We start from the raw sequence: 22,426 nt of genomic DNA, 5'->3' as shown, positions 1-22,426 counted from the left end.
AGCCCGAAGAAAAAATGACTGCCAGAACCCTTTACGACAAACACATCGATTCCCATACGGTGTGCCCCCTGGACGATCAGGGCCATGTCCTTCTGTACATCGACCGCCAGGTGATCAACGAATACACCAGCCCCCAGGCATTCAGCGGCTTGCGCGAGGCCGGGCGTAAGGTTTGGCGCCCCGGCACGGCGCTGGCAGTGGTTGACCATGTAAACCCCACCACGCCCACGCGTATTGCGGCGATGCCCGATGCGGGCGGCGCGCGGCAGGTGTCGTACCTGGCGGAAAACTGCCGGGACTTCGGCATCGAGCTGCTGGATATCCTCGACAAGCGCCAGGGCATCGAACACGTGATCGCGCCGGAGCAGGGCTTTATCCTGCCGGGCATGGTGATCGCCGCCGGTGATAGCCACACCACCACCTATGGCGCATTGGGCGCTTTCGGTTTTGGTATCGGCACTTCGGAAATCGAGCACCTGCTGGCCTCGCAGACCCTGGTTTACAAACGCCTGAAAAGCATGCGCGTGACCGTTGACGGCGAACTGGCGCGCGGCCTGACCTCCAAGGACGTGATCATGGCGCTGATCGGCAAGATTGGCGCGTCCGGCGCCACCGGCTATGCCATCGAGTTTCGCGGCTCCACCATTGATGCACTGAGCGTCGAAGCACGCATGACTATCTGCAACATGGCCGTGGAAGCCGGTGCGCGCGGCGCATCCATGGCACCGGACGAAAAAGTCTTCGCCTACCTCAAGGGCAAGCCCCGCGCGCCCAAGGGCGAGGTGTGGGAGCAGGCATTGGTGAGTTGGCGCCAACTGTATTCGGACGCCGATGCGGTGTTCGACCAAGAAGTACATCTGGATGCCAACACCCTGGAACCCATGGTCACCTGGGGCTCCAGCCCCGACCAGGCCGCGCCCATCGGCGCCCGCGTGCCCGACCCGCAAGACGTGAGCGACTTGATCCTGCGCCAGGACATGCGCCGCGCGCTTAATTACATGGGCCTGGAAGCCGGGATGCCGCTGAGCGATATCGTGATCAGCCATGCGTTTATCGGCTCCTGCACCAATGCCCGCATCGAAGACCTGCGCGACGCCGCCAGTGTCGTGCGCGGTAAACACGTGGCCGACCACGTACGGGCGATGATCGTCCCCGGCTCCACCGAAGTGCGCGACCAGGCCGAAGCCGAAGGGCTGGCGGCGATCTTTATCGACGCTGGTTTCGAATGGCGCCAGTCAGGCTGCTCGATGTGCCTGGCGATGAACGACGATGTGCTGGCCCCCGGCGACCGCTGCGCTTCCAGCACCAACCGCAACTTCGAAGGCCGCCAGGGCGCCGGCGCCCGCACTCACCTGATGAGCCCGGCCATGGTCGCCGCTGCCGCCATCACCGGCCGCCTCACCGATATTCGTCACTTTGGAGACCGCGCATGAGCCTGCAACCGTTCACCCTGGTTACCGGCAAGGCCGCGCCGATGCTTGCGGCGAATATCGACACCGATGTGATCATGCCCAAGCAGTTTCTCAAGGGTATCGACCGCAGCGGCCTCGACCGTGGGTTGTTCTTCGACCTGCGCTTCCTCGCGTCAGGCGAGCCCAACCCGGCATTCGTGCTCAACCAGCCGGCCTGGCAGGGCGCGCGCTTTATGGTGGTCGGGCCGAACTTCGGCTGTGGCTCCAGCCGTGAGCATGCGGTGTGGGGCTTGAAGCAAATGGGTATTCGCGCGCTGATCGGCAGCCGCTTTGCCGGCATCTTCTATGACAACTGCCAGCGTAACGGCGTGTTGTTGATCACCCTGGACGAGGCGGTGCTGCAGGCGCTCGGGCAGACTGTAAGCCAGCCTGAACAGGCGCAGATCAGTGTGGATCTGCAGGCGCAGCAGATTCGTTTGGCGGACGGCGAGGTGATCCCCTTCCAGATCGACACCTTGCGCAAGACCGCGTTGCTGCTCGGCCTGGATGCGATTGGCAGCACCTTGCAGCGCAGTGAACAGATCCAGGCGTTCGAGCGCAGGCACCTGGCGGCCAACCCCTGGCTCGGTTGACACACCGGGCGCCGTAGACTTAAGTGGGACCGACAAGGAAGTCGGCTCATTATAAGAAAAGGAAGTGTCTGACATGGACGTGCTGAACGTTGATCCTGAATCAACGCGGTCGACCCGCAATGCACGCTTGATCATCTTCGCCCGCGGGGTGTCGGATTTCGGCGCGTTCCTCAACATGGTGGCGTTGTCCACTTACGTCTACTGGCTCAGCCAAAGCGTGGTGTTTGTCAGTGTTTTCCTGGCGTGCCGCGTCACCGGTGGGATTATTGCGAGCCTGTTCGGTATTCCTTTTTTCAGGCGCTTTGCCGGGCGTGGCACGTTGGCCGGGCTGGACCTTGCCCGAGCATTACTGCTGATGCCGCTGCTGGTGTTGATACCGGCGCATCAGCTCAGCGTGCTGCCCTTCATCGCGTTTGGCATCGGCTTGTGCAATTCGTTGTTTGCGATTGGCCTGAACAGTCAGTTGCCCACCTGGGTAGCGCTGGGGCAACGCGTTTCCACCAATGCATGGATCACCTCTGCGGCCGCCACCGGTGCGGTGTTCGGCAGCTTGCTGTCCGGGGTGCTGATTGCCACGGCGGGATTCGAAGCGGTGTTTGCCGTGAACATCGGCACCTATGTCGTTGCCGCCTGCCTGATCCTGCCGTTGCGGGCGTTGTACTCAGTCGCGATGCCCGTGCATCGAGGCCTCGCCGCTGAATGGCATGAACTGAAAAAAGGCCTGCGGAGCGCACCGGTGCTGGCCGCGATGTTGTTGATCAGCCTGCTCGACACCCTCGGCAGCGCTGCGCATAACGTCGGCTGGCCGGTGTTGTCCCAGTACATTTCGCCCGATACGGCAAAAACCGTGATGGGCTACCTGCTGGCGGTTTGGGCCTGTGGCAAGTTCGTGGGCGCGCGGCTGGCCAGTGCAGTGTTGAAAAGTCGTGGCACCCAAGGCATGGAGCGCCTGTTTATGGCCGGTGTGGCGCTGATGTCCAGCGGCTTTATCCTGACCTTCCAACAAAGCGAACTGTGGCTGGCACTGGTGTGGGTGGTGTGGGCGGGGTTGGGCGATGGGGTCTCCGAGGTGGCCTTGATTTCCCGCGCGCAGAGTGAACCGGATAGCCTGCGCCTGCCGCTGTTCAGTTTATTGACCCTGATCCAGATGGCCGGCTTTGGCGTAGGCATGCTCGTGGTCGGGCCGTTCTACCTGACGTGGGCACCGTCCCAAGTGATCGTGTTGTTCCACGGGCTGCCGTTGACCGCCTTGGTGGTCGTGGGCCTATGGTTGGGTTACAGCGCCAATCGGGGCGTCAGATCGACAACCCCTTGAAGTGCTCCTGCAAAAATTCCACACACGCTCTTAATTTCCCGGAGTACGCCAACCGCGTCGGGTACACCGCCCACACGTTGGCACTCTGGGTGTAGTCGTGCAGCACCTGCACCAGCTTGCCTTGTTCCAGCAGCGGCTTCACATCCCACATCGAGCGCAGCAACACCCCGCGTCCGTCCAGGGCCCACTGCAACACGATCTCGCCATTGTTGGAGGACAGCGGCCCGCGTACGCGAACACTTTGCGCGCTGCCATCACGCTCCAGGTTCCAGATGCCAAAGGCGTTGTCGCGCTCCTTGAGCACCAGGCAGTCGTGATGCTCCAGGTCACTCAACTGTTGCGGCGTGCCCCGGCGCTTCAGGTACGCCGGCGCCGCGCACAGCACTCGGCGGTTGCTCACCAAGCGTCGGCCGATGTGTTGACCGGGAATGTCATCGCCCACACGAATCTCCAGGTCGAAGCCTTCGCTGACGATGTCCACCACACGGTCGAACAGGTCCAGGCGGATTTCCAGGTCCGGGTATTGTTCGGCCAGCAACGACAGGGCCGGCGCCACATGGTTGCGCCCAAAGCCGAAGCTGCTGCACAAATGAAGATGCCCACGGGGGCTGTCGTGGGCGTCGCAGAGTTCATCGGAAAGTTGCTGGAAATCTTCGAGGATGCGCACGGCCCAGCGCTGCACCCGTTCACCGTCTTCGGTCAGGGCGATGCGCCGGCTGGTGCGGTGCAGCAGGCGAGTGGCCAGGGTAGTTTCGAGGATCTGGATGCGCTTGCTGACATACGCAGGCGACAGGCCCAACTCATCGGCGGCGGCAGCGAAACCCGCCTTGCGAATCACGGTCAGGAACACCCGCAGGTCTTCGGGTAGGGGCACGTTATCTTTCTTGTGAGTCATCAGAAAACAAGCGTGGCGGCATGAGCCGCCAGCATAGCACCGGATGCGCGCACCTTCCGGCGCGCCTGGGCGTGAATGCTTATTCGGCAGCGATCTTCGCTTGCGCGGCACGCGCATGCCGGCCATGTTTGAGGGCAATCGGCGCCATCTTGTCGCGATCCAGCTCACCTTCCCAGGCGGCCACCACCAGCGTGGCGACGGCGTTGCCGATGATATTGGTCAGCGAGCGGCATTCAGCCATGAAGCGGTCGACGCCAAGGATCAGCACCATTGCCGCCACGGGGACAGTCGGCACCACCGCCAGGCTCGCAGCCAATGCCACAAAGCCTGCACCGACCACCGCACCGGCGCCTTTGGAGGTGAGCATGGCCACGGCCAGCAACGTCAGTTGTTGCTCCAGCGGCAGGTCGATATTGGTGGCCTGGGCCAGGAACAACACCGCCAACGTCATATAAATGTTGGTGCCGTCCAGATTGAAGGTGTAGCCGGTCGGCACCACGATGCCCACCACGCCTTTGGACGCGCCGAGGCTTTCGAGTTTCTGGATCAGTTGCGGCAGCGCCGACTCCGACGAACTGGTGCCCAGCACGATCAGCAGTTCCGACTTGATGTAAGCCATCAACTTGAAAATGCTGAAGCCGGCGTAACGGGCGATGCTACCCAGTACCACCGCGACAAAAAACAACGCGGTGATATAGAAGGTGCCGACCAGTTTCAGCAGCGGTAGCAATGAGCCCACGCCGTACTTGCCGATGGTGAAAGCAATCGCGCCGAAGGCGCCGATAGGCGCTACACGGCTGATCATCGCTACGATGCGGAAAAATACCTCGCTGGCCTGGTTGATGACGCTCACCAGCGGCCGCGCTTTCTCACCGACCATCACCAGGCCGAGGCCGAACAGCACGGAAATAAACAGCACCGGCAGAATTTCACCTTTGGCGAAGGCATCAAAAAAGGTCGCTGGGATGACATTCAGCAGAAACCCGGTCACGCCTTCACTGTGCTGCGCCTGGCCGACAAAGCCGGCGATGGCCGAACTGTCGAGGGTCTTCACGTCGATATTGAAACCGACGCCCGGGTGCAGCAGGTGCGCAGCGAGAATGCCGATCAACAGCGCGATGGTCGAGACGATCTCGAAGTACAGCAGCGCCTTGCCACCCACCCGGCCGACCTGTTTCACATCGTGCATGCTGGTGATGCCGGAAACCACGGTGCAGAAGATGATCGGGCCGATGATCATCTTGATCAGCTTGATAAACCCGTCGCCAAGAGGCTTGAGGTCGATACCGATTTGCGGCCATACGTGGCCGATCAACACACCCAGCGCGATAGCGATGAGCACCTGCACGTACAGGGTTCCCAGCAGTTTTCGGATTGTCATTGTTATTATCTCGAGGGGCTTTTTTTGGGCAAAGCGAACCCGTCGCAGACATTTTCAGCCGGCGAGGCGGGTCCGTCAGGTCACGGGGTCATACGGCTCAGCGCAGGAAGGTCAGGACTTCGCCAAGCAACAGTTCAGGGACTTCTTCGGCGATGTAGTGGCCGGCGGGCAGGGCTTTGCCACGGACATCGGTGGCGACTTTCTGCCATTCCTCAAGCGGTTCGAAACAGCGGCCGACAGTGCCTTCGGCGCCCCACATCACCAGCAACGGCAGGTTCAGGTGGTTGCCGGCGTCGATATCCGCCTGGTCGTGCTCAAGGTCGATACCGGCGGCAGCGCGGTAGTCTTCGCAGATACCGCGAGCCGTACCTGGCAGTTGCAGGCAGCGCAGGTATTCGGCGAAGGCTTCATCGGTAAACGGCTTGAGCCCGGCACTGCGGCTGCCCATCACGCTGCGCAGGTACAGCTCGGGGTTGCTCTCGATCAAAGCCTCCGGCAGCGGCGCCGGGCGGATCAGGAAGAACCAGTGCCAGTAGGCGCGGGCGAAGGCTTCGTCGGTCTGGGCGTACATCGCCAGGGTTGGCGCGATATCCAACAGCACCATGCGTTGCACGGCGTTCGGATGGTCCAGCGCCAGGCGATGGGCGACCCGGGCACCACGGTCGTGGGCCAGTACCGAGAACGTGTCAAAGCCCAGGGCCTTCATCAGTTCGACGCCGTCGCGGGCCATTTCCCGCTTCGCGTAGTTACCGTGGTGATCGTTGGCCGGCGGCTTGCTGCTGTCACCGTAGCCGCGCAGGTCGGCTGCCACCACGGTGAAATGCTCGGCCAACTGTTCGGCGATTTTGTGCCAGATGACGTGGGTTTGCGGGTGCCCGTGCAACAGGAGCAGACCGGGACCTGTACCGCCTTTGCGGTAACTGATGTCCACGCCGTTGACGTGGCACTGGTCTTTTTGGAATCCGGCGAACATGGAATGACTCCTTGTGATGATTGCCTGCATCCTGGAATCACGCAGCGTTCGGGGCAAGGGGGAAAGCGTGTAGGGGTTGTTCATGAAGTGTGTAGGAGCCTGCCGGCCTGCCCCGATCGCTCAGACAAAGAGGACCCCTGTGGGCGCTGGCTTGCCTGCGATGGTATCGACGCGATGTACCTGAAACACCGAGCTGTCTGCATCGCAGGCAAGCCAGCGCCCACATTTGATGTGTATTGCAGGCGCGCGCTCAGCCTTGCTTGAACATCGCTTCGGCGCGCTGGCGGATCTGTGCTTCGGTCAGGTCTTCCTTGCGTGTGGCCAGGAACCACAGATGGCCGAATGGATCTTTCACGCTCGCCGACCGGTCGCCGTAGAACTGATCCTTGGGTTCTGATACCACACTGGCGCCTGCCGCAACGGCTTGTTCGAATTGCGCATCCACGTCGTTCACATACAGGTGCAAGCCGACACTGGTGTGTTCGTCCGGATTGCGCAATGCCATTTCAGCGCAGGGCGAGCCCAGCATGATCGCCGAGTCACCGATGCGCAGTTCGGCGTGGCCGACCTTGCCGTCGGGCATGTCCAGGCGCATGACTTGCGTGGCACCAAAGGCTTTCTTGTAGAACTCGATGGCTTCGGCGGCGTTGTCGATGCCCATATAAGGCGTAACGCTGTGATAACCCTCGGGGATAGGTTTGGCACTCATGTCGTTCTCCTTGATTGTGGTTATGGAGGTACGGGCTATTTACTATAGGCCACGTATCGCGCGGCTTGCGGGCAGCCGACGAGGTGTTGGCCAGGCAACAGTGAACAGGCAGATTGCTGCGCCAAAGGCGGTTTTCGATCCCGGTTTGGCGGCCAGGCCGGCTGTTTCGGGGCACGGCACAGAAGCTGCAATAGAGCAGACAAACCATTCGCCCGAGAGCGTTGTATGTCTGTACTGCCTGTATCTGCCGATTACCCCATTCACGCACCCCATGCCGAACTGATCCGCGATGAAGCCCAGGCGATTGCCGTCGCCCATCGCGTCGCCGCCGTGCTGCTGGAGCAGGACGCCGAACGCGACCGCACCCGCCAGGTCCCCGCCGAGGTGGTCGACCTGTATTCCAACAGCGGCCTGTGGGGCATCAGCGTGCCGCGCGAGTTTGGTGGCGCCCAAGTCTCCTATGCGGTGCTGGCCCAGGTGATTGCGATTATCTCGGCGGCCGACCCATCGCTGGGGCAGATCCCGCAGAACCACTACTGCCTGCTGGAGGATATTCGCCTGCAAGGCACGCCCGAGCAGCAGGCGCATTTCTTCGGCCTGGCGCTGCAAGGCCATCGTTTTGCCAATGCGCTGTCGGAAACCGGCGGCAAGCACGTGCAGGACATCCAGGCCACGATTCGACGCGAAGGCGACGGTTATGTGATCAACGGCCGCAAAGGTTACTGCACCGGTTCGCTGTACGCCCACTGGTTGGCGGTGTTGGCGCTGGATGAGCAGCAAAATGCGCAACTGGCCTTCGTCAAGCGTGGCACAGAAGGGCTGGTGGTCGTCGACGACTGGGACAGCATGGGCCAGCGCACTACCAGCAGCGGCAGCGTGCTCGCGGAAAACCTGCGGGTGTCGGCTTTCAATCTGTTTCCTACGCATAAATCCTACGATTCCCCGACCCTTGCCGGTCCTTTCGCACAACTGACCACCGCCGCCATCGACGCCGGAATTGCCCGTGCCGCGTTGCGCGACACTGTGCAGTTCGTGCAGCAATTTGCCCGGCCGTGGATCGACGCCGGGGTGCAAAAAGCCAGTGAAGACCCGCTGACCATCATTCAGGTCGGCGCCCTGGATATTCGCCTGGAAGCCGCCGAAGCCCTGTTGCAACGCGCCGGGTTTGCCCTGGACGCCGCACGCCCGGCACCGAATGAAGACAACGTCGCCCACGCGTCCCTGGCCGTGGCTCGGGCCAAGGTGTTGACGACTGAAATCGCCATAGAAGCCAGCAACAAACTGTTCGAACTTGGCGGTACTCGTTCGACGCTGAAGAAGCACAACTTCGACCGCCACTGGCGCAACGCGCGGGTGCACACCCTGCACGACCCGGTGCGCTGGAAATACCACGTGGTGGGCAACTGGTTGCTCAATGGCACCCGGCCGCCAAGTCACGACTGGTCATAACGCATGGCCGAGTTATTTAAAAACATCTATTGGGCTGACATCGGCCAAGCCTGCCTGGAAACCCTGAGCATGCTCGGCGCCGCGCTGGGTTTTACCGTGCTGCTGGGGTTGCCGCTCGGCGTGCTGCTGTTTCTCACCGGCAAGCGCCAGTTGCACGAAGCGCTGGTGGTGTATCGGTTGCTGTCAGTGGTGGTCAACGTGCTGCGGTCGCTGCCGTTCATCATCCTGCTGATTGTGTTGATCCCGCTGACCACGTTGCTGGTCGGCACGTCCCTCGGCGTGCCGGGCACCATCCCGCCGCTGGTGGTGGGCTGCACCCCGTTTTTTGCGCGGCTTGTGGAAACCGCGTTGCGCGAGGTGGACCGCGGTGTGGTGGAGGCAACCCAGTCCATGGGCGCCAGTACCTGGCAGGTAGTCCGCCACACGCTGTTGCCGGAGGCTCGCGGCGGGTTGCTGGCGGCGGTGACCGTGACCGCAATTGTGCTGGTGGACTACACCGCCATGGCTGGTGTGATCGGTGGCGGTGGCCTCGGTGACCTGGCGATTCGCTATGGCTATCAGCGTTTCCAGACCGACGTAATGGTGGTCACCGTGGTGCTTTTGCTGGTGCTGGTGCAGGCCTTGCAGATGACGGGTGACCGTTTGGTAGCGCGTTATAGCCGCCGTTAATTCTTATAAAGCTAACCTTGGAGCATGCATGAAAAAGTCCCTGGCCATTTTGGCTGCTGTCCTGTCGTTCAATGCGTTCGCCAACGAGAAATTGGTGGTGGGCGCGACCCCTGTACCTCACGCGGAAATCCTCGAGTTCGTCAAACCGGTATTGGCCAAGGAAGGTGTGGATTTGCAAATCAAAGTCTTCACCGATTTTATCCAGCCCAACCAGCAATTGGCGCTGAAAAACATCGACGCCAACTATTACCAGTACCGCCCGTTTCTGGATGATTACAACAAGACTCGCCACACCGACCTAGTGCCGGTGGTGGGTGTGCATATCGAGCCGTTTGGTGCTTACTCGACGCGGATCAAAAACATTGCTGAGCTCAAGGACGGCGCCACCGTGTCGATCCCCAACGATCCGGTCAACACCGGGCGCGCGCTGGTGCTGCTGGATGAAGCCGGGCTGATCAAACTCAAGGACCCAAGCAACACCTTGAGCACACCGCGCGATATCGCGCAGAACCCCATGCACCTGAAAATCCGCGAGCTGGAAGGCGCCTTGCTCGCGCGCTCGGTGAGCCAGGTGGACCTGGCGTTTGTGTTTGCCAATTACGCGTTGGAAGCGGGGATCGATACCAACAGCGCGTTGATTGTGGAGAAGGGTAAATCGCTGTACGTCGAGTACCTGGTTGCGCGACCGGACAATATCAACGACCCGGGCATTCAGAAGTTGGCCAAGGCGTTGAATTCCGAGGCAGTGCGCCAGTTCATTTTGACGCGCTACAAAGGCCAGATTGCCCCAGGCTTCTGAGCCTGGCAAATCACATTGATCGCATTCCCAAGTCAAGATGCGGTGGTGGGCTCCAGCAAATGGGCACCCGGCCCACGCTCCCCGAGTTGATCATCCTGATTACGCAAGGGGCACGCGTCCAACGACAGGCACCCACACCCAATGCACCCACTGAGTTTGTCGCGCAGCAGCAACAACTTGTTGATGCGATCGTCCAGGTCCTCTCGCCACAGCGCCGACAAACGTTCCCAATCCTGCTTCGTAGGCGTGCGCTCATCCGGCAAGGTCTGCAATGCCTCGCCAATGGTCGCCAGCGCAATCCCCAAGCGCTGGGCAATCTTGATCACCACCACCCGCCGCAACACATCCCGTGGGTAGCGCCGCTGGTTGCCCGCATTGCGATTGCTCCTGATCAGGCCCTTGGATTCATAGAAGTGCAGAGCCGTGACCGCTACGCCACTGCGGGCGGCCAGTTGGCCGACGGTGAGTTCTTTAGTGAGCATGAAAAACTCCGAATCAATGCTTGACCTTGACTTAACTAGAGGTTTTACCCTGCGTGGCATCGAATCGCAAGATTCTGCTTACAGAGAAAGGGGAGTGTTCATGCAGGTATCAGAGAAGAATCGCAGCTTCACTCAATTGATCGAGTTTCAGATCGAGCCCCGGCAGCAGTTCGCCCTGGTAGCGGCCTTGTCTACCCAAAGCGAGCGCCTGGCCCAAGGCCACGGCGGCTTTATCAATGCGAGTGTGCAGGTCAGTGAAGACGGGCGGCGGGTGCTCAATTACCTGCAATGGCGCTCCCGCGAGGACGGTGAGGCGGCGTTTGAATGTTTTGAGCACGGCGAGGAAGATTTCTGGACGCTGATTCGCGCCCACCAGGCCACGGCGGTGACCTTTGGTTCGTTCCAGGTGCTGCGCAGCTTTGAGCGCAGTCATGACAACGCGTTGCACTGTCGCCTAAATGGATAAGTGCAGCATCCGCTCGCCTTGCACGTTTTCCCCAGGGCGGCGTTTGTTCACCGCCAACTCGCCGATCTTGATCAGGCGTGTGCGCGTGACGTTGCGGCTCAGGCCCAGCAGGCTGGCGGTGTGCACCTGGTTGTAATGGCTGAAGCGGTAGGCGGCGCGCAATAACGCATCCTCGACCTTTTCATGCAGGGCGCCGGCCTGTTCCTCGAACAGCTTTTGAAAGGCGCGCGCCAGCAACGCTTCTGCGCTGTTATCGCTGCCGTGCTGGCTGTCGTCCTGGCGCTCGATGCGCAGGTTCGACAGGCGCAGATCATCGCGTTCGATCACGCCGTTGCGGCAGATCAGCAGGGTGTGGTGAATCACGTTTTCCAGCTCGCGAATATTGCCCGGCCAGCTGTAGCTTTTGAGCTTGTGTTCGGCCTCGCGGCTGATGGTGATCGGGCCATAGCCCAGGCGCTGGCTGTAGGCTTCGATGAAATGCCGGGTCAGTGGCAGGATGTCGCCGGGGCGCTCGCGCAGCGGGCTGAGCTCGAGGCTGACCACGTCGAGGCGGTAGTAGAGGTCTTCGCGAAAGTGCCCGGCATTAATCGCCTTTTCCAGTTGCACGTTGGTCGCTGCCAGCACGCGCACGTCGATGGGAATGCTTTTGCGCGAACCCAGGCGCACCACCTCGCGTTCCTGTAATACGCGCAACAGTTTGACCTGGATCGCCATCGGCAAGTCGCCGATCTCATCCAGGAACAAAGTGCCGCCATCGGCTTCTTCGAACCAGCCGGCCTTGGCGCTGAGCGCGCCGGTAAAGGCGCCCTTTTCATGGCCGAACAGTTCGGCCTCCACCAGCGATTCGGAAAAAGCCCCGCAATTCACCGCCACGAACGGCCGGTTGCGCCGTGCGCTGAGGTTATGAATATGGCGCGCCACCAGCTCTTTACCGGTGCCGGTCTCGCCGATGATCAGCACGCTGGCTTCGCTGGGTGCCACTTGCTGGATGTGATCGAGCAGCGCCTGGGATTTCGGGTCTTCGAAGACCTGGGCCGTGGCGCGAATCGACGTCGCGAGGGCGGGCGAGGGCGGTAAGGTTAAAAGCTGCATGGGCACCTCTCTTAAGAGTAGAACGTTGGAATCGGCAGAGACTGGTTCAGCGCCCAGTCCCCGAGTTCGTGGAGCTTGTAGTCCACCGGGTCGTGCAAAGTTTGCGTGCGCAGATTGCGCCAGTGGCGGTCCAGGCGCAGCGAGGCGTGGGTGGAGCGCGCGCCGGTGACTTCAAACAGACGGCTGCACAACTCCAGGCCTTGGCGGGTGGCGGCGACTTTCGCGGTGGCGATCGCAATGGCCAGTTGGCCGCGTTCGTGTTCACTGAGGTTGGGGCCTTTGGCCCAGGCCTGATCGAGCAGCTCGGCAGCGCGTTCCACCAGCAGGCGCACGCCTTCCAAGGCTACCCAGAACTCGCCGTAATGGTGCAGGACGTAAGGGTCCTGGCGCACGTTGTCGGCCGAGGATTTATGCCATGAACGGGTTTCGGTCAGGGTGTAATGGCGCGCTTCTTCAAATGCGCCCTCGGCAATGCCGAGAAACATATGCGTGAAGGTAAGTTGCGCGATCAGCGGGCGCAGGCAGGCGAAGGGCGTGCTCAGTGGGCCTGGGTCGAGCAGCAATTCCGACTCCTCGACGCGTACCCGTTCGAAGCTGGCGCTGCCGCTGTCGGTCTGACGCTGGCCGATGTTGTTCCAGTCGTTATGTAGGGTGATGCCACTGCGCCCGCTGGGAATGGCGGCAATCAGCAGTTTGCCGCCAGCGCTTTCATCCACGGCTGAGGCAATCAGCATTTCCGAATCGCTGGCACCGGAGCAGAAGCTCTTCTTGCCGGAGAATTCACGCCAGCCGCCAAAATCCTTGACCACCGTGCGCGTGTCCAGCGGGTTGAGGGCGTTGCCCCAGAACCAGTTTTTGCGTGCGGTCTGTTCGAACCAGGGCTGCCATTGGTCCGGACGCGCAAACAGGCGCACGGTGGCGAGCATCAGGTGGTGGAAACCGAAGACGTGCGCGATGGAGCTGTCGACCTTGGCGAACTCGCGAACGATGCCCAGGGTTTCGCTCCAGCGTGCACCGAGGCCACCGTATTGGGTGGGAATGCTCAAGGCCAGCAGGCCGCTTTGGCGCAGGGCGTCCCGTTCGGTTTTCGGTGTGCCGCCACGCTCATCGCGCTCGACGGCGGTGAGGGCAAATTCGGCGGCCAGCAGTTTGGCGGTCTGCAACGGCGATGGCAGGACGCTGTGGGGTTTGGCTGTCACACGATGTTCCTCAATATCGGTTTGGCAATGAAGGCCAAATGTGGGAGCGGGCTTGCTCGCGAAAGCCGTGTGTCAGATAGCAAATGAATTAACTGAACTGACGTATTCGCGAGCAAGCCCGCTCCCCATAAAGCAGATTCAGCGCGCTCAGGCCTTCGTTGTGGGCAGCACATCATTGGCAATCATTTCGCCAAACGGGCCCGTGAGGTTGGTGACGCCACGCCCGGCAAGGCTGGCGTAGGGTTCCGGCAACAGGGGGAACACCAACTCGGCAAAGCGATAGGCTTCTTCCAGGTGTGGGTAGCCGGAGAAGATGAAACTCTCGATGCCCAGGTCGGCGTACTCTTTGATGCGCTCGGCCACCTGCTGCGGGTTACCGACCAGTGCCGTGCCGGCACCGCCGCGTACCAGGCCGACGCCGGCCCACAAGTTGGGGGCGATTTCCAGGTTGTCGCGGCGCCCGTCGTGCAAGGCGGCCATACGGCGCTGGCCTTCGGAGTCAAAGCGCGAGAAGGATTTTTGCGCGGCGGCGATGGTTTCGTCGCTGATGTGCTCGATCAGTTTGTCGGCGGCTTTCCAGGCGTCTTCTTCGGTCTCGCGCACGATCACGTGCAGGCGGATGCCGAACTTCACGGTACGGCCGTGGCGGGCGGCACGTTCGCGGACATCCGCGAGTTTTTCCGCAACAGCGGCGGGCGGCTCGCCCCAGGTCAGGTATACGTCGACCTGTTCGGCGGCCAGGTCGTGGGCGGCGTCGGAAGAACCGCCGAAGTACAGCGGCGGATACGGCTTCTGCACCGGTGGGTAAAGGGCCTTGGCATTCTGTACGCGCAGGTGTTTGCCTTCGAAGTCCACCGATTCGCCCTGCAACACTCGGCGCCAGATCTGCAGGAACTCGTCTGAGACTTCGTAGCGTTCGCTGTGGTCGAGGAAACTGCCGTCGCCCCGGTTTTCGTCGGGGTCGCCGCCGGTCACCACGTTGATCAGCAAGCGGCCGTTGGACAGGCGATCCAGGGTAGCGGCCATGCGCGCCGAGACCGTGGGCGAGATAATGCCCGGGCGAATGGCGACCAGATAACGCAGGCGTTCAGTCAGCGGTACCAGCGCTGAGGCGATAACCCAGGAGTCTTCGCACGAGCGGCCGGTAGGAATCAACACGCCGTAGTAACCGAGGCTGTCAGCTGCTTGTGCGACTTGTTTCAGATAGTTGAGGGTGACCGGCCGTGCCCCTTGGGTGGTGCCCAGGTAATGACCGTCGCCGTGCGTTGGCAGAAAGCAGAAAACATCCATGACAAATCCTTAAGCGATTTTCAGCAGAGAAGGAGAGTGCGCGGCAAACAGTGGCGCTGCGCGTTCTGCGGCAAGGCGGATGCGGCCCTTCAAGGGCTCGCTGGTTATTTGGTAGTCGGTGAAATCAGCTTCAGTGGCGTACACGCCGATCGGCAAGGTCAGCGCTTGGAAGAAGCTGAACAGCGGGCGCATTTGGTGCTCGAGGACCAGTGCGTGGCGTTCGCTACCGCCGGTGGCCGCGAGCAACACCGGTGTGTTGATCAACGCGTTCAGGCCGACCAGATCGAACAGGTGTTTGAGCAGGCCAGGGTAGGAGCCGCGATAGACCGGTGCGGCGACGATCAGCAGGTCGGCCTGTTCGATGGCCAACAGTTGGGATTCGACCTCGGCCGGCAGTTCGTCACGCGACAGGGCACCGCCCAATGGCCGGGCGATGTCGCCCAGTTCGATCAGTGTGGTCTGGATTGGCAGCAGGCTCGCCAGTTCGGCCAGCACGGCTTGGGTCAGCACCAATGTGCGGGAGGGGCGCCAGGTTCCGCCGGAGAGGGCAACGACATTCAGGGGACGGGTCATGAACAGTTCCTTTTTCAACAGTGGTTCATTGCAAGAGAAGTGAAACGTCTGAGCAAGAGCTGTACCAACGGCTGGAAGCCTTGATTTACATGGGCTGCGAGCTCACTGCTGAAAAAGCTGCTGTTGTCGGCCTGGTGTTTTGTTGAATGACTGTTGCGTGGGCAACAGTTGCGTGGCGAACAGTGTTAGTCGGTGTGCAGCCAGTTATAGAGGGTTACGGTTATTCCGTAAATGAACGTATTTCCATATTTATAGATCTTAAATGAATATGCCTTTCGCCCTATCGAAGGGGTCTGAACGGTTGATAGCGACTATCACGGACGGTGATTTTTCACCGTGCGAGGGCGGGAGTAGCCTGTGTTCATTGACTCGAAACCTCCTTCGCAGGGCCTTCACCATGAACCATTTTCTGGCTGTTTCCTTAATAGTTGTCAGCTCCGTCCTCGCCGGTTGTGCGACCCATCCATCACCAGAATCGCGCCCCTACACCGCAGAAGAAACCAAGCAATTGGCTTTGGAGGCCTTGGGCCGTCGTGGCCTGTCCTTTGATGAGTATCAGCAGCAGCGCGCGGCACTGACCGGCCAGCCGCAGAAGCCCTTCGGCTTTGATCACCAGGGTGAAATGAACGCTGAACGCAGTGTGGTGTTGCATGGTCGTCCCAGTTGAGCCCGCGCCGAGCGGTAAAAAGCCCGAGGATTCCCTTAAGGAACCTCGGGCTTTTTGTTTGCCATGGGGTTACTTCAGCCTGTTAAGCTGAATTTCAGGAGCGTTCCTACGCACATTTAAATAAAGTGGTCCTTCTTTAATGGCATTCGATCGGTTAAACCTGACGACCTCTGTTCCGGTCCATGCCCCCGAGACGCTGCTCTTGGGAATACGCTCTGCGAGTCTTAAACGTCATGAATAAACGTCCGTTGTATTTCGACTACGCCGCCACCACGCCGGTGGATGAGCGGGTCATCCAGGTGATGGTCGAGTGCCTGGGCTTCAATGCCAACTTTGGTAACCCTGCGTCCAGTTCCCATGCGTTCGGCCAAGCGGCCCGGCAAACGGTTGAACAGTCGCGCCGCCAGGTGGCCGAGTTGGTCGGTGCCCAGCCCGAGCAGATCGTCTGGACGTCCGGCGCCACTGAATCCAACAACCTCGCGATCAAGGGCGTGGCCCAGGCGCGTGGTGTGGCAGGTGGGCATGTCATCACCAGCCAGATCGAACACAAAGCCACGCTGGACACTGCGCGGCAACTGCAGGAAGCCGGGGTGGCCGTGACCTACCTGGTGCCGGATGCCGAAGGGCTGATCAGCGCCGAAGCGGTGAGCGAAGCGCTGCGCGAAGACACCTTTCTGGTGTCCTTGATGCTCGTGAACAATGAGTTGGGCACTCTGAACGATATCCCCGCCATTGGCGCGCGGGTGCGTGAGCATGGTGCGTTGCTGCATGTGGATGCGGCGCAAGGTGCGGGCAAGGTAGCGATCGACCTGGCTGAGTGGCCGGTGGATTTGATGTCGTTTTCCGCGCACAAGCTTTACGGCCCCAAGGGCATCGGTGCGTTGTACGTGGGCCCTCGTGCCCAGCAGAAAGTGTTGGCGCAGATTCACGGCGGTGGCCACGAGGGCGGGTTGCGCTCCGGCACGCTGGCGACACACCAGATTGCGGGTATGGGCACCGCGTTCGCTTTGGCGGCAGCGTCGTTCTCAGCAGAAAAGGCCACTATCGTCGCCTTGCGTCAGCGCCTGTTGGATCAGTTGGAATCGGTGGCGGGTGTGCGCCTCAATGGCAGCCCTACGCAGCGCATTCCACATACGCTCAGCCTCACGTTCAGTGAAGGTGAATTCAATTCCTCCGCATTGAGCGCAGGCATCGCCTTTTCGGCAACCTCGGCGTGCAACTCGGCGAGCAATGCGCCGTCCCACGTGCTTCTTGCCCTTGGCCATGACGCACGTAGCGCCGGCCGCACCATTCGCTTGAGCCTGGGTCGGTTCACCACCGAGCAGGACATCGACCAGGCCGTGCAATTGATCAAGGCCGCACTCGCCAGTGCACCGGCGTTCTGGGCCGTCTGATTTGTCATGCGCAGTACATAACAATTATTAGTGGTTAGCAGGAGACACAATGAGCACTCAGCCTTTGACCCATGGAACCGTTCCCCAGCGCCTGGCGCTTACCCGCGAACTGATGAGCCGCGAGGGCATCAACGCCCTGTTGGTGCCGTCGGCCGACCCGCATTTGTCCGAGTACTTGCCGGGTTACTGGCAGGGGCGGCAATGGTTGTCCGGCTTTTATGGCTCGGTAGGGACGTTGATTGTCACCGCAGATTTCGCCGGTGTTTGGGCCGACAGCCGTTACTGGGAACAGGCGACCAAGGAACTCAAGGGCAGTGGTATCGAGCTGGTGAAGTTGCAACCGGGCCAGCCCGGCCCCCTGGAATGGCTGGCCGAACACACCCCGGAAGGCGGTGTGGTGGCGGTGGATGGTGCGGTGATGGCCGTGGCGTCGGCGCGTACCCTGGGCGGCAAGCTGGCGGAGCGCGGCGCGCGCTTGCGTACCGATATCGACGTGCTGAATGAAGCCTGGCACGACCGCCCCGCGTTGCCGGCCCAGCCGATCTATCAACATCTGCCCCCGCAGGCCACCGTCAGCCGTGGCGAAAAACTCAGCGCCCTGCGCGCCAGCCTGAAAGAGAAGGGCGCCGACTGGCATTTCATCGCCACCCTGGATGACATCGCCTGGTTGTTCAACCTGCGTGGCGGTGATGTGTCGTTCAACCCGGTGTTCGTGTCCTTTGCCCTGATCAATCAGCAGCAGGCCACTTTGTTTGTCGCGCTGAGCAAGGTCGATGCCGAACTGCGCGCGATACTGGAGCAGGATGGCGTGACCTTGCGCGACTACAGCGAAGTGGCGGATGCGCTGCGTGCCGTGCCGTCGGGTGCCAGCTTGCAAGTTGACCCGGCGCGTGTAACCACCGGGTTGCTGGAGAACCTCGACGCGGGCGTCAAACTGGTCGAGGGGCTGAACCCGACTACGCTGGCCAAATCCCGCAAGAGCCTGGCTGACGCGGAGCATATCCGCCAGGCCATGGAGCAGGATGGTGCGGCGTTGTGCGAATTCTTCGCTTGGTTGGACAGTGCGTTGGGCCGCGAGCGCATCACCGAGCTGAACATCGATGAACACCTGACGGCAGCACGCACCCGTCGCCCTGATTATGTATCGCTGAGTTTCAACACCATTGCTGCATTCAATGCCAACGGTGCGATGCCGCATTACCACGCCACTGAAGAAGAGCATGCGCTGATCGAAGGCGATGGTTTGCTGTTGATTGACTCGGGCGGCCAATACCTGGGCGGCACCACGGATATCACGCGGATGGTGCCGATCGGCACGCCGAGTGAGGAGCAGAAACGCGACTGCACGCGGGTCCTCAAGGGCGTGATTGCGCTGTCTCGTGCACACTTCCCCAAGGGCATTCTGTCGCCGTTGCTGGATTCGATTGCGCGTGCGCCGATCTGGGCTGAAGGTGTGGACTACGGCCATGGTACGGGTCACGGCGTAGGTTATTTCTTGAATGTGCATGAAGGCCCGCAGGTGATCGCCTACCAGGCCGCCACTGCGCCGCAGACGGCGATGCAGCCGGGGATGATTACTTCGATTGAGCCGGGCACTTATCGCCCAGGTCGTTGGGGTGTGCGCATTGAGAACCTGGTATTGAACCGTGAAGCCGGCAAGACCGAGTTTGGTGAGTTCCTCAAGTTTGAAACGCTGACCTTGTGCCCAATCGACACGCGTTGCCTGGAGCCATCGTTGCTGACGGTGGACGAACGCGAGTGGTTCAACGCCTACCACGCCGAAGTGCGTGAGCGTTTGAGCCCATTGCTCAGCGGTGCTGCGTTGGAGTGGCTGCAGGTGCGTACCGCGGCTATTTGATCGGTAAGCGCCGCTTGCGATTTGCTCGCAAGCGGCGTTCAAGGTCGGTTGGCTATCAATGTCTAGCTTAGGGCTTCGCGCACAAATTCCAGACGGTCCTGACCGAAGAACATGTCATTGCCTACAAACATGCTGGGCGCCCCGAAAACGCCGCGCTGAATGGCTTCTTCGGTTTTGTCCTTGAGGGCTGTTTTTACGCTTTCATCGTTGGCCAGCGCCAGCACTTCCTCAGGGGCGAAACCTGCTTCGGTCAGAACCGCAGCTACGCCAGCCGGATCGCCCAGGTTGCGACCTTCGACCCAAAGGGCGCGGAAAAGGCAGTCGATGAAGGCCTGGAAGCGTTCTGGCTGACGTAGTTGTATACCGGTAACGGCTCGCATCAGCACCAAGGTGTTGATGGGGAAGTGCGGGTTGAACTTGAGCGGCACGTTGTAGCGTTTGGCGTATCGCGCCAGGTCATTGAACATGTAACGACCTTTGGCTGGCACGGTGATCGGCGAGGCGTTACCAGTGGCCTTGAACACGCCACCCAACAGCATCGGCTGATAGACCAGTTGCGTGCCGGTTTCGGCGCATAAAGCCGGCAGTTGGGTGTAGGCCAGGTAAGTTGCCGGGCTGCCGAGGTCAAAGAAGAATTCCAGGGTTTTACTCATGGTCGATACTCGCTGCTTATTGTTGTTCTTTATTGGGCGGTAGACGCGCCTACCAGGGTTCATTCCAGGGGCGCAGGTCCAACTCAAAGGTCCAGGCGTCGCGTGGTTGGCTGTGCAGGTACCAATAGTTGTCGGCGATGTGTTCGGGATTGAGGATACCGTCCTGATCTTTCAGGGCGTATTTCTGCGGAAAATTGTCGCGAATGAAGTCGGTGTCGATAGCGCCGTCAACCACCACATGGGCGACATGGATATTCCTGGGGCCCAATTCTCTCGCCATGCTTTGTGCGAGGGCGCGTATGCCGTGCTTGGCGCCGGCAAATGCGGCAAACCCTGCCGCACCGCGCAGCCCGGCGGTGGCGCCGGTGAACAGGATGGTGCCTCGGTTACGGGTCACCATACGTTTGGCGACTTCGCGAGCATTCAGGAAACCGGAGAAGCAGGCCATCTCCCATATCTTGAAGTATTTGCGGGCGGTCTCTTCCAGGATGCTGCAAGGCACGTTGGCGCCGATGTTAAAGACGAATGCTTCGATGGGCCCCAGTTCGGTTTCGATCTGTTCGATCAATGCGATCACGTCTTCCTCTTTACGCGCATCACAGGCAAAGCCATGAGCTTCGCCACCCGCCGATTGGATACTGTCCACCAAGGGCTGCAACTTGTCGGCACTGCGACGGGTGACGCAGGCCACATAACCTTCACGGGCAAAGCGCTTGGCAATGGCGCCACCGGTTGCATCACCGGCACCCACTACCAATACGATTTTCTTGTTGTGTGTCATGGAAACTCCATTGGCTCGATTGTCGAGCAGGAGTGTAGACGCGGCTTCGCGAATGGCCGGGTTGAGGGCGAAATTTAAGAGGGGGGAGCAGTCGGACGTGGACTGCTCGGGCGGTCATTTACAGATGACGATCATGCTGCGGCTGGTGTAGCCGGCAGGGTTGATGCCGAAAGGATAGTCCCCCGGCTCTTCGGAGTTGTCACCGGACTTGGCGATAACCCGGTAGCCCTTGGCACCGCATGAATTGGTTGCACTGGTGTAGCACTGGTCCCAGGAAGAGGACAGGCCTGAACAGTTGATATGCAGCCCTTTTTTGCCCCGTTTCACTTCTGTCTTGGAGGTCGCCGCACAGCCAGCTATGCCCACGACCATTAACAGTATAAAAATTCGTTTCATCACTATCCTTAATAGCCGCTTCGCAAAAAGGCTCGATGCAGGCTTTACGCGCTCTCGATTGTAGCGTTCAGCTGTCCGTGTCGAAATTCTCCATGAAAGACATTCGCTTACGGCCTAAACATGGCCTAAATGAGCGGCAAATGCCAGAGCTACCTTCGATGAGGATCAATCCGCGGGTACCAGCGGTTTGGATTCATTGCGCATGGTCAGCGTGGCGCCGACGGAGGCCAGAATGATGCAAGTGATCGCCATCCATTGCGTGAGGGACAAGTATTCTTGTAGGAAAAACAGGCCGGAGAGCGCGCCGAATGCGGGCTCGATGCTCATCAAGGTGCCGAAGGTACGGGCAGGAAGGCGGGTGAGAGCGATCATTTCCAGGGTATAGGGCAGGGCAGTGGATAAAATGGCAACACCGAGGGCGACGGGAATCAGCGCAGGCGTCAGTAATGCGCTACCGGCATGCACGATGCCGATCGGCGCAACGAACAAGGCGGCGATCATTACCCCGAGTGCTGCCGTTTGCACACCGTTGTCGTTGCCGGCCTTCTGACCAAACAGAATATAGAGTGCCCAGCAGACACCTGCGCCCAGTGCGTAGGCGACGCCGATCAAATCAATACCGCTGCTGGCTTCCCCCGTTGGGATCAGCAACAGAAGGCCCGCAATCGCGAGGCCAATCCATAGAAAATCCACAGCTCTGCGAGAGGCGTAGATGGCGACGGCGAGTGGGCCTGTGAATTCCAGCGCTACGGCGATGCCCAGGGGGACTGTGCGCAAGGACATATAGAAGAGGAAGTTCATGCCGCCCAACGCCATTCCATAGACGACGACAGTGCGCAGGGACTTTGCCGTCAGCTTGGCGCGCCATGGACGTAATAGAAGCAGCATGATGACACTGGCAAAAATCAGACGCAGGGTGGTGGTGCCCTGCGCGCCGACGATGGGGAACATGCTTTTGGCCAGCGAGGCACCGGATTGGATGGAAGCCATGGCGATCAACAGCAGGCCGACTGGAAACAATGCCGAGGCCAGGCTGCGCGGTGGGGTGTTCATTGGGGGTGTTCGTCCGAAGTCATAGTAGAGAAGCAGAACGCGTATGATGCTTAACTGACCTGCTTTGAGCAATATATTGCTCAGCTGTTCGTTTTGGCTCTCTATATAGAAGGGGTTTGTAGGTTTTTCGACTGTTTGATAGAGAATCCAAATTAAGGGTTGACGGCAAATTCTGGAAGTCTATAATTCGCCCCACTTCCGGCGCAGTCGAAACGGAAAACTCCTTGGTAAACAAGAAGTTATGCGGAGTTCGACAGCGAGTTGCTTCAGTTCATCGAAGCCCAGAAA

At 60.4% G+C, this 22,426-nt stretch carries 23 protein-coding genes; 10 read left to right on the top strand and 13 right to left on the bottom strand.

Features of this window, described 5'->3' with window-relative positions; translation table 11 throughout:
- Positions 1 to 14: 14 nt before the first annotated feature.
- The 3 genes from leuC (at position 15) to ACI77D_RS23030 (ending at position 3,359) form a co-directional block, all read left to right on the top strand.
- Positions 15 to 1,433, top strand: coding sequence for a 3-isopropylmalate dehydratase large subunit (gene leuC, locus ACI77D_RS23040; RefSeq protein WP_407017559.1), 1,419 nt, complete (start codon positions 15 to 17; stop codon positions 1,431 to 1,433).
- Entirely contained in the window at positions 1,430 to 2,044 is a 615-nt protein-coding gene (gene leuD, locus ACI77D_RS23035; RefSeq protein WP_064451687.1) for a 3-isopropylmalate dehydratase small subunit, read from the top strand. The genes leuC and leuD overlap by 4 nt, the downstream gene beginning before the upstream one ends.
- Before the next feature lie 73 nt (positions 2,045 to 2,117).
- On the top strand, positions 2,118 to 3,359 hold the full coding sequence (locus tag ACI77D_RS23030) for an MFS transporter (protein WP_407017558.1): 1,242 nt from the start codon (positions 2,118 to 2,120) through the stop codon (positions 3,357 to 3,359).
- On the opposite strand, the gene ACI77D_RS23025 is transcribed toward ACI77D_RS23030, so the two are convergent.
- The 4 genes from ACI77D_RS23025 to ACI77D_RS23010 form a co-directional block, all read right to left on the bottom strand.
- On the bottom strand, positions 3,340 to 4,254 hold the full coding sequence (locus tag ACI77D_RS23025) for a LysR substrate-binding domain-containing protein (protein WP_407017557.1): 915 nt from the start codon (positions 4,252 to 4,254) through the stop codon (positions 3,340 to 3,342). The two genes, ACI77D_RS23030 and ACI77D_RS23025, sit on opposite strands and share 20 nt — an antisense overlap.
- Positions 4,255 to 4,333: 79 nt before the next feature.
- The gene (locus ACI77D_RS23020; protein ID WP_064451690.1) at positions 4,334 to 5,635 is read right to left on the bottom strand and encodes a dicarboxylate/amino acid:cation symporter; all 1,302 of its coding nucleotides are present in this window, start codon (positions 5,633 to 5,635) and stop codon (positions 4,334 to 4,336) included.
- A 97-nt stretch (positions 5,636 to 5,732) separates the two neighbouring features.
- Positions 5,733 to 6,608 carry an alpha/beta fold hydrolase gene (locus tag ACI77D_RS23015; RefSeq protein ID WP_407017556.1) on the bottom strand — a complete coding sequence of 292 codons (876 nt, stop codon included), beginning with the start codon at positions 6,606 to 6,608 and terminating at the stop codon, positions 5,733 to 5,735.
- A 250-nt stretch (positions 6,609 to 6,858) separates the two neighbouring features.
- The gene (locus ACI77D_RS23010) at positions 6,859 to 7,317 is read right to left on the bottom strand and encodes a VOC family protein (protein ID WP_221294354.1); all 459 of its coding nucleotides are present in this window, start codon (positions 7,315 to 7,317) and stop codon (positions 6,859 to 6,861) included.
- Positions 7,318 to 7,542: 225 nt separating this feature from the next.
- Between ACI77D_RS23010 and ACI77D_RS23005 the strand changes: the two genes are divergently transcribed.
- From ACI77D_RS23005 to ACI77D_RS22995, 3 genes are read left to right on the top strand one after another with little or no spacing between them, the layout of a single operon-like run.
- The gene (locus ACI77D_RS23005) at positions 7,543 to 8,766 is read left to right on the top strand and encodes an SfnB family sulfur acquisition oxidoreductase (protein WP_407017555.1); all 1,224 of its coding nucleotides are present in this window, start codon (positions 7,543 to 7,545) and stop codon (positions 8,764 to 8,766) included.
- 3 nt (positions 8,767 to 8,769) lie between these two features.
- Entirely contained in the window at positions 8,770 to 9,435 is a 666-nt protein-coding gene (locus ACI77D_RS23000) for a methionine ABC transporter permease (RefSeq protein ID WP_064451693.1), read from the top strand.
- Between the two features lie 28 nt (positions 9,436 to 9,463).
- Positions 9,464 to 10,234 carry a MetQ/NlpA family ABC transporter substrate-binding protein gene (locus ACI77D_RS22995; protein ID WP_064451694.1) on the top strand — a complete coding sequence of 257 codons (771 nt, stop codon included), beginning with the start codon at positions 9,464 to 9,466 and terminating at the stop codon, positions 10,232 to 10,234.
- A gap of 32 nt (positions 10,235 to 10,266) precedes the next feature.
- On the opposite strand, the gene soxR is transcribed toward ACI77D_RS22995, so the two are convergent.
- On the bottom strand, positions 10,267 to 10,716 hold the full coding sequence (gene soxR / locus ACI77D_RS22990) for a redox-sensitive transcriptional activator SoxR (RefSeq protein ID WP_407017554.1): 450 nt from the start codon (positions 10,714 to 10,716) through the stop codon (positions 10,267 to 10,269).
- A gap of 100 nt (positions 10,717 to 10,816) precedes the next feature.
- On the opposite strand from soxR, the gene ACI77D_RS22985 reads away from it, so the two are divergent.
- The gene (locus ACI77D_RS22985) at positions 10,817 to 11,182 is read left to right on the top strand and encodes an antibiotic biosynthesis monooxygenase (RefSeq protein WP_221294357.1); all 366 of its coding nucleotides are present in this window, start codon (positions 10,817 to 10,819) and stop codon (positions 11,180 to 11,182) included.
- On the opposite strand, the gene ACI77D_RS22980 is transcribed toward ACI77D_RS22985, so the two are convergent.
- The 4 genes from ACI77D_RS22980 to msuE form a co-directional block, all read right to left on the bottom strand.
- Positions 11,171 to 12,274 carry a sigma-54-dependent Fis family transcriptional regulator gene (locus ACI77D_RS22980; RefSeq protein WP_064451697.1) on the bottom strand — a complete coding sequence of 368 codons (1,104 nt, stop codon included), beginning with the start codon at positions 12,272 to 12,274 and terminating at the stop codon, positions 11,171 to 11,173. The two genes, ACI77D_RS22985 and ACI77D_RS22980, sit on opposite strands and share 12 nt — an antisense overlap.
- Positions 12,275 to 12,285: 11 nt before the next feature.
- Positions 12,286 to 13,473, bottom strand: a complete 1,188-nt coding sequence (locus ACI77D_RS22975) for an acyl-CoA dehydrogenase family protein (protein ID WP_064451698.1) — start codon at positions 13,471 to 13,473, stop codon at positions 12,286 to 12,288.
- Between the two features lie 147 nt (positions 13,474 to 13,620).
- Positions 13,621 to 14,763 (bottom strand): FMNH2-dependent alkanesulfonate monooxygenase, encoded by a 1,143-nt coding sequence (ssuD, locus tag ACI77D_RS22970; protein ID WP_407017553.1) that lies wholly within the window; start codon positions 14,761 to 14,763, stop codon positions 13,621 to 13,623.
- 9 nt (positions 14,764 to 14,772) lie between these two features.
- On the bottom strand, positions 14,773 to 15,336 hold the full coding sequence (gene msuE, locus ACI77D_RS22965) for an FMN reductase (protein ID WP_407017552.1): 564 nt from the start codon (positions 15,334 to 15,336) through the stop codon (positions 14,773 to 14,775).
- A 397-nt stretch (positions 15,337 to 15,733) separates the two neighbouring features.
- On the opposite strand from msuE, the gene ACI77D_RS22960 reads away from it, so the two are divergent.
- The 3 genes from ACI77D_RS22960 (at position 15,734) to ACI77D_RS22950 (ending at position 19,255) form a co-directional block, all read left to right on the top strand.
- On the top strand, positions 15,734 to 16,003 hold the full coding sequence (locus ACI77D_RS22960; protein ID WP_128590215.1) for a hypothetical protein: 270 nt from the start codon (positions 15,734 to 15,736) through the stop codon (positions 16,001 to 16,003).
- Between the two features lie 233 nt (positions 16,004 to 16,236).
- Positions 16,237 to 17,397, top strand: coding sequence for a cysteine desulfurase family protein (locus tag ACI77D_RS22955; RefSeq protein ID WP_064451701.1), 1,161 nt, complete (start codon positions 16,237 to 16,239; stop codon positions 17,395 to 17,397).
- A gap of 49 nt (positions 17,398 to 17,446) precedes the next feature.
- Positions 17,447 to 19,255 carry an aminopeptidase P family protein gene (locus tag ACI77D_RS22950; RefSeq protein WP_407017551.1) on the top strand — a complete coding sequence of 603 codons (1,809 nt, stop codon included), beginning with the start codon at positions 17,447 to 17,449 and terminating at the stop codon, positions 19,253 to 19,255.
- Between the two features lie 62 nt (positions 19,256 to 19,317).
- Here the strand turns inward: ACI77D_RS22950 and ACI77D_RS22945 are convergent, their stop codons facing one another.
- From ACI77D_RS22945 to rhtA, 4 genes are all read right to left on the bottom strand, one after another.
- Complete coding sequence (locus ACI77D_RS22945; protein ID WP_407017550.1) at positions 19,318 to 19,908, bottom strand: 2-hydroxychromene-2-carboxylate isomerase; 591 nt, start codon at positions 19,906 to 19,908, stop codon at positions 19,318 to 19,320.
- 49 nt (positions 19,909 to 19,957) lie between these two features.
- Complete coding sequence (locus ACI77D_RS22940; RefSeq protein WP_064451704.1) at positions 19,958 to 20,689, bottom strand: SDR family oxidoreductase; 732 nt, start codon at positions 20,687 to 20,689, stop codon at positions 19,958 to 19,960.
- A gap of 114 nt (positions 20,690 to 20,803) precedes the next feature.
- Positions 20,804 to 21,085, bottom strand: a complete 282-nt coding sequence (locus tag ACI77D_RS22935) for a hypothetical protein (RefSeq protein WP_407017549.1) — start codon at positions 21,083 to 21,085, stop codon at positions 20,804 to 20,806.
- A 165-nt stretch (positions 21,086 to 21,250) separates the two neighbouring features.
- Positions 21,251 to 22,138 carry a threonine/homoserine exporter RhtA gene (gene rhtA / locus ACI77D_RS22930; protein WP_259762787.1) on the bottom strand — a complete coding sequence of 296 codons (888 nt, stop codon included), beginning with the start codon at positions 22,136 to 22,138 and terminating at the stop codon, positions 21,251 to 21,253.
- Between the last annotated feature and the right edge of the window lie 288 nt (positions 22,139 to 22,426).

This window comes from Pseudomonas sp. O39 (genome assembly GCF_045447295.1).
Taxonomy (GTDB): domain Bacteria; phylum Pseudomonadota; class Gammaproteobacteria; order Pseudomonadales; family Pseudomonadaceae; genus Aquipseudomonas; species Aquipseudomonas antarctica_A.
The sequence above is the reverse complement of the archived record's forward strand: the minus strand, read 5'-3'. Positions and strand labels throughout refer to the sequence as shown.

Coding starts and splice junctions, on each gene's coding strand:
- ACI77D_RS22950 (WP_407017551.1), top strand. CDS start 17,447: ATGAGCACTCAGCCTTTGACCCATGGAACCGTTCCCCAGCGCCTGGCG.
- ACI77D_RS23030 (WP_407017558.1), top strand. CDS start 2,118: ATGGACGTGCTGAACGTTGATCCTGAATCAACGCGGTCGACCCGCAAT.
- soxR (WP_407017554.1), bottom strand. CDS start 10,716: ATGCTCACTAAAGAACTCACCGTCGGCCAACTGGCCGCCCGCAGTGGC.
- ACI77D_RS23010 (WP_221294354.1), bottom strand. CDS start 7,317: ATGAGTGCCAAACCTATCCCCGAGGGTTATCACAGCGTTACGCCTTAT.
- rhtA (WP_259762787.1), bottom strand. CDS start 22,138: ATGAACACCCCACCGCGCAGCCTGGCCTCGGCATTGTTTCCAGTCGGC.
- ACI77D_RS22940 (WP_064451704.1), bottom strand. CDS start 20,689: ATGACACACAACAAGAAAATCGTATTGGTAGTGGGTGCCGGTGATGCA.
- ACI77D_RS23020 (WP_064451690.1), bottom strand. CDS start 5,635: ATGACAATCCGAAAACTGCTGGGAACCCTGTACGTGCAGGTGCTCATC.
- ACI77D_RS22935 (WP_407017549.1), bottom strand. CDS start 21,085: ATGAAACGAATTTTTATACTGTTAATGGTCGTGGGCATAGCTGGCTGT.
- ssuD (WP_407017553.1), bottom strand. CDS start 14,763: ATGGATGTTTTCTGCTTTCTGCCAACGCACGGCGACGGTCATTACCTG.
- ACI77D_RS23025 (WP_407017557.1), bottom strand. CDS start 4,254: ATGACTCACAAGAAAGATAACGTGCCCCTACCCGAAGACCTGCGGGTG.
- ACI77D_RS22945 (WP_407017550.1), bottom strand. CDS start 19,908: ATGAGTAAAACCCTGGAATTCTTCTTTGACCTCGGCAGCCCGGCAACT.
- ACI77D_RS22985 (WP_221294357.1), top strand. CDS start 10,817: ATGCAGGTATCAGAGAAGAATCGCAGCTTCACTCAATTGATCGAGTTT.
- ACI77D_RS23005 (WP_407017555.1), top strand. CDS start 7,543: ATGTCTGTACTGCCTGTATCTGCCGATTACCCCATTCACGCACCCCAT.
- ACI77D_RS22995 (WP_064451694.1), top strand. CDS start 9,464: ATGAAAAAGTCCCTGGCCATTTTGGCTGCTGTCCTGTCGTTCAATGCG.
- ACI77D_RS22960 (WP_128590215.1), top strand. CDS start 15,734: ATGAACCATTTTCTGGCTGTTTCCTTAATAGTTGTCAGCTCCGTCCTC.
- leuD (WP_064451687.1), top strand. CDS start 1,430: ATGAGCCTGCAACCGTTCACCCTGGTTACCGGCAAGGCCGCGCCGATG.
- ACI77D_RS23000 (WP_064451693.1), top strand. CDS start 8,770: ATGGCCGAGTTATTTAAAAACATCTATTGGGCTGACATCGGCCAAGCC.
- msuE (WP_407017552.1), bottom strand. CDS start 15,336: ATGACCCGTCCCCTGAATGTCGTTGCCCTCTCCGGCGGAACCTGGCGC.
- ACI77D_RS22955 (WP_064451701.1), top strand. CDS start 16,237: ATGAATAAACGTCCGTTGTATTTCGACTACGCCGCCACCACGCCGGTG.
- ACI77D_RS22980 (WP_064451697.1), bottom strand. CDS start 12,274: ATGCAGCTTTTAACCTTACCGCCCTCGCCCGCCCTCGCGACGTCGATT.
- leuC (WP_407017559.1), top strand. CDS start 15: ATGACTGCCAGAACCCTTTACGACAAACACATCGATTCCCATACGGTG.
- ACI77D_RS23015 (WP_407017556.1), bottom strand. CDS start 6,608: ATGTTCGCCGGATTCCAAAAAGACCAGTGCCACGTCAACGGCGTGGAC.